The 5,191-nt window shown below is 74.8% G+C and carries 4 protein-coding genes; 3 read left to right on the top strand and 1 reads right to left on the bottom strand.

All coding sequences use genetic code 11. The features are described 5' to 3' along the window. Positions 1-994 (top strand): helicase-related protein (locus M878_RS000000100525; protein ID WP_245238288.1); only part of this gene is annotated, 994 nt, incomplete at its 5' end. Between the two features lie 155 nt (positions 995-1,149). Here the strand turns inward: M878_RS000000100525 and M878_RS86260 are convergent. Then, the gene (locus M878_RS86260; RefSeq protein WP_031226873.1) at positions 1,150-1,908 is read right to left on the bottom strand and encodes a PaaX family transcriptional regulator C-terminal domain-containing protein; all 759 of its coding nucleotides are present in this window, start codon (positions 1,906-1,908) and stop codon (positions 1,150-1,152) included. A 72-nt stretch (positions 1,909-1,980) separates the two neighbouring features. Between M878_RS86260 and M878_RS86255 the strand changes: the two genes are divergently transcribed. Both M878_RS86255 and M878_RS86250 read left to right on the top strand, forming a co-directional pair. After that, the gene (locus M878_RS86255) at positions 1,981-3,672 is read left to right on the top strand and encodes a DNA alkylation response protein (protein WP_023552745.1); all 1,692 of its coding nucleotides are present in this window, start codon (positions 1,981-1,983) and stop codon (positions 3,670-3,672) included. Positions 3,673-3,839: 167 nt separating this feature from the next. Next, the coding region (locus tag M878_RS86250) for a HEAT repeat domain-containing protein (protein WP_023552744.1) at positions 3,840-5,191 on the top strand (1,352 nt) is incomplete at its 3' end.

Genomic DNA, 5,191 nt, shown 5'->3' with positions numbered 1-5,191 from the left:
GCGCGATGCGAGGATGTGCCGCGAGGGAGGGCGGATAGGGCGCAGGGAGCGGGAGGCGGTCGCGCGGGCGGCGCGGCTGTACGAGGCGGCGCGGTCGCCGGCCGACGACCACGCCAGGGCGGTCGAGGCGGTACGGGCGGCGCTGCAGCCGATCCAGGACGCGGCGGTGGAGCAGGCGCTCGACGCCATACCGGTGGCACGGCTGCAGGACGCCACGGGCGGCCGGCCGCGGCTGGGCAGCGTCGACAAGAGCGGACTGCACACCGTGCGCCAGGCGCTCTACCGGTGGCACGGCTGCAGGACGCCACGGGCGGCCGGCCGCGGCTGGGCAGCGTCGGCAAGAGCGGACTGCACACCGTGCGGCAGGCGATCGACGCCGGTCCGTACCGAGTTCACCGCCGTGTCCGGTCCGGCGGTCCTGCTGGCGCAGATCCAGGCGGCGGGCGTCGGCCTCAACCTCCAGGCCGCCTCCGTCGTGATCATCTGCGAGCCCCAGATCACACCGGCCATCGAGCAGCAGGCGGTGGCACGGGCCCACCGCATGGGCCAGGTACGGCCGGTCCGGGTGCACCGCCTGCTGGCTCCGGGCGGCGTGGACGAACGCATGGTGGAGATGCTGCGGCGCAAGGCCCGCCTGTTCGACGCCTACGCCCGCCGCAGCGCGGTGGCGGAGGCGACCCCGGACGCGGTCGACGTGACGGACACGGAGATGGCGCACAGGATCGTCGCGGAGGAACAGGCCCGCCTGGGCTTCGAAACGGGCGACGCAGGCGGCGAAGCCGACGACATGGGCGACGACACGGGCAGCGACTCCGGGGGCGCGGACAACGAATCCGGCGAGTCCCCGAACGACCGCCCCCGTGCCGGACCCGACGAGGTCGCCGACGGCCGTTCTTCCCCGTCCGGGCCCGCGGGCCGGCATCCAGCGCAGGGACCCCCGGAGTCCGTCCCGCCCAGGGCCGCCGCGAATCGTCGTCTCCGGGATGCCGGGTGAACGGCACGGCGAGCAGCCGCAGCGAGGTGCGGACCAACGGGGGCTGCGGCTTCACCCGGTCGTCGGCGCCGGGCGCACCGTTGATCGCGTCGCGGGCCGCCCGTTCCTCCTCCTCGTGGCGGGCCCGCAGAAACCGTTCGAAGTTCGCCGCCGTGTCATGCGGCACGTTCCCTACGCCCCACTGACGCGGCCAACTCCCGCTGGTAGCCGGCGTACGCCGTGCGCAGCGCCTCTCCCGGCCAGTCGGCGGGGAGGAGTTCGGGCGGCAGGACCGGGTCGGTGAGCAGCTGCCGTACGGCCGCGGCGTAGGCGGTGAGGCGGTCCGCCGGGGTGCGGGCGGCCGCCGTGCGGGCGAGCAGGGTGCGCGCGGTGGCCGCCCAGGTGTCCAGCGGCCAGAGCCGGGCCACCAGGTCGTGCGGGGGCTCGTCGGGGCGCGCGGAGCAGGTCAGGGCGACGGAGCTGAGCGTGTCCGGCAGGGCGCGGTCGAGGTTGGCCGGGCGCAGCCACACGCCCTCGCGGAGTTCGGCCAGGCGCAGGGCGGTCAACCGGGCGCGCAGTGCGGCGCGTTCGGCGGGGCCGCGGCCGGTCGCCGTGATCACCACCATCTCCCAGTCGCCGCCCCACGCGCGAGTGCCGGGGCGCAGCGCCTCGTCCTGACGCCGCTGGCGGGCCAGCAGCCGGTCGCTGAGCCGGTAGACGGCGTCGGTGCGGCGCAGGTCGCCGGCGGTCACCATCCGGCTCAGCGCGGCTCGCAGCGTGGACCCGCCGACCCCGAAGGGCTCCACCAGCCGGACCAGGTCCTTGACCGGCAGCTCCGCCGGGTGCGCGCCGAGGAGCAGGCTCAGCACGACCGACCGCGCGGACAGCGGCCGCAAGCCTGCCTCCTCCGGCTCAGGCGAGACGTTCATGCGCATGGGCACGTACTGTACGGCGCACTCGCTTGTTGCACTATTGCTACAGTCGCAGGAAGTGTGCAACATGCTCTCATGGTCTCGATTCCCACGCCCTCGCCCTCGCCCTCGCCTTCCCAGTCACCGTCGCCGTCGCCGTATGCCACCCACGACGTCACCAACCAGGCCCCGCCCCTGGCTCCGTACGACGCCTCCGACGACCCGGCCCTGCTGGAGGGGCTGCGCCGGGAGGGTGCCGGGTGGGCCGAGGACGGCATCCGGCGGTTGGGGGCGCACGCCGGGAGCGCGGAGGCTCAGGAGTGGGGCGAGCTGGCGAACCGGCACGAGCCGGTCCTGCGCACCCATGACCGCTACGGCCATCGTGTCGACGAGGTCGAGTTCCACCCCAGCTGGCACCACCTGATGCGCACGGCGGTCGCCGAGGGGCTGGCCGGGGCTCCGTGGGCGGACGAGCGGCCCGGCGCCCATGTGGCCCGTACCGCGGGCGGACTGGTGTGGGGGCACACGGAGGCCGGGCACGGCTGCCCGACGTCGATGACGTACGCCGCCGTGCCCGCACTGCGCGCACAGCCGGATCTGGCCAAGGTCTACGAACCGCTGCTCACCAGCCGGGAGTACGACCCGGAACTGCGCGTGCCCGCAGAGAAGCCGGGCCTGCTCGCGGGGATGGGCATGACCGAGAAGCAGGGCGGGTCGGACGTCCGGACGAACACCACCGTGGCCACGCCCACCGGTGAGCCCGGGGTGTACACGCTGCGCGGGCACAAGTGGTTCACGTCGGCGCCGATGTGCGACGTCTTTCTGGTGCTCGCACAGGCCCCGGGCGGGCTGTCCTGCTTCCTGGTGCCGCGCGTGCTGCCGGACGGCAGCCGCAACACCTTCCGCATCCAGCGTCTGAAGGACAAACTGGGCAACCGCTCCAACGCGTCCTCGGAGCCGGAGTTCGACCGGACCGTGGCCTGGCTGGTGGGTCCCGAGGGACGAGGTGTGAAGACCATCATCGAGATGGTCAACTGCACCCGGCTGGACTGTGTGATGTCCTCCGCGACGCTGATGCGCAAGACGCTGGTCGAGGCGGGCCATCACGCCCGGTACCGCAGCGCGTTCGGCGCCCGGCTCGTCGAACAGCCGCTGATGCGCAACGTCCTGGCCGATCTGGCGCTGGAGTCGGAGGCGGCGACGACGCTCACGCTGCGGCTGGCGGGCGCGGCCGACCGCGCGGTGCGCGGGGACGCCGGGGAGCGCGCCTTCCGGCGGATCGCCACCGCCGTCGGCAAGTACTGGGTCACCAAGCGGGGCCCGGCGTTCACCGCGGAGGCGCTGGAGTGCCTGGGCGGCAACGGCTATGTCGAGGACTCCGGCATGCCCCGGCACTACCGGGAGGCCCCGCTCCTGTCGATCTGGGAGGGCTCGGGCAACGTCAACGCGCTGGACGTGCTGCGCGCCCTCGGCCGTGAACCGGACAGCGCCGAGGCCCTGTTCACCGAACTCGCCCTCGCGCGCGGGGCGGACGCCCGCCTGGACGCGTATGTGGCCGCACTCAAGGGCCAGTTGGCCGAAACCGACCAGGTCGGTGCGCGCCGGCTGGTCGAGCGGATGGCGCTCGCCCTGCAGGCCTCCCTGCTGGTCCGGCACGCCCCGCACCCGGTCGCGGACGCCTTCTGCGCGAGCCGGCTGGGCGGCGACTGGGGGCACGCGTTCGGCACCCTGCCGGCCACGGCCGACCTCGACACGCTCCTGGAGCGCGCGCTGCCCGGCCTGAACTGACCCCTCCCCCGGGCGAGTACGAGCCCCGCGCACTCCTCCCGCCGGGGCGCTCGCGCCCTGGCCGGTGACAGCCGACGGATCGCACACAGTCAGCGCGTGGTTCCGGACCGTTGTCAGTGTCGTGGTGCACACTCGCGATCAGGTGACACTCGTCTGGGGAGGACAACGTGTTCACGGGGATCGACGAGGTGGACTGGGCCTCGCTGCGGCACGCGCACGGCAGCGCGGAGGACGTACCCGGGTGGTTACGGGCACTGGCTTGCGCGGAAACCGCCGAGCGGGCGACCGCGCTCGACGGGATGTACGGCGCGCTGCACCACCAGGGGTGTGTGTACGACTCGACCCTGGCCAGTGTCCCCTTCCTGCTCTCGCTCGTGGCCCGCGAGGAGCTGCCGGACCGGGGCGACATCGTGGAACTGCTGGTCGGCATCGGCGTGGAGAGCGCGGACGGGGATCCGCGGGCACGGGAGGCGGTGTGCGCGGGTGCCGAGGTCTTCGTACGGCTCGCCGGGGACCCGGACCCGGCGGTGCGCCGGGCGGCCTGCGGGGCCCTCGTGCACTTCCTTGCCACGCCCGCGCGGATCCTGGACCTGTTACGGCAGCGGCTTCGGACCGAGCGCGACGACCGCGTCCTGCTCGCCCTCACGGAGGCGCTCGGCCTGTACGTCCGCCGGTACCCCGCGTACGCCGACGGCGCGGTGGACCTCCTGGCCGAGCACAGCGCGCCGCCGTACGCGCCGGGCCTGCGCCTCGCCGCACTCGGGCAGCTCGCGCTCGTCGCCCCCGCCCGGCTGCCCGCCGATCCGGTGCCGACGGCGGTCCGGCTCCTGCGGGAGCGCTCAGTGCTCCGAGCCCGGGTGCCCGAACCCTCCGCCAACGACACCCTCGTCGGGCGCATACGGCGGCTGCGCCCGTCGGACGAGGAGGGCGCCCGGCTGCTGCGCACCCTGCACACCGCGCTCGGCGACCGCGTGGCCGAGCGGACCGCACTGCTCAGGGGGCAGTTGACCAGCCCTGATCCGGTCGACCGGTGCAACGCGGTGTGGATGGCGGCGGCGCTGCTGCGCGGCTGGCGCGGCGACCACGGCGCAACGGCCGGGCTGCTGGGTGCCCAACTGACCGCGGAGCAGGACCGGTTGCGGGATGCGGCGGCAGCGGTCCTGGCGGAGCTGTTCACCGCGGCCGCGCCCGCCGCGGACGCCCTGCACGCACTGGTCCGCGCCCGCCCCGACCTGTGGACGCACCGCTTGGAGCGCGACTCCCCCACACTGGGCGGTCCGCTCAAGGCGCTGGCCAGGAGCGGCGATCCCCGCGCCGTCCCGCCCCTGGCCCAGCTGCTGGCCGGCCCGGCCGCGCCACTGGACCTGGGGTTCGAACTGGCCCGTCTGGGCCCCGCCGCGGCCCCGCTCGCGCCCGCGTTACGGCACCGGCTCGGCCGGATCCCGCTGGCCTCCCCCGCCGCCGCCCGGCTCGCCGCCCCGCTGCTGACCGCGGTCGGTGCCATCGGAGACGAGAACGC

Source organism: Streptomyces roseochromogenus subsp. oscitans DS 12.976 (assembly GCF_000497445.1).
Classification (GTDB): Bacteria; Actinomycetota; Actinomycetes; order Streptomycetales; family Streptomycetaceae; genus Streptomyces; species Streptomyces oscitans.
The sequence above is the reverse complement of the archived record's forward strand: the minus strand, read 5'-3'. Positions and strand labels throughout refer to the sequence as shown.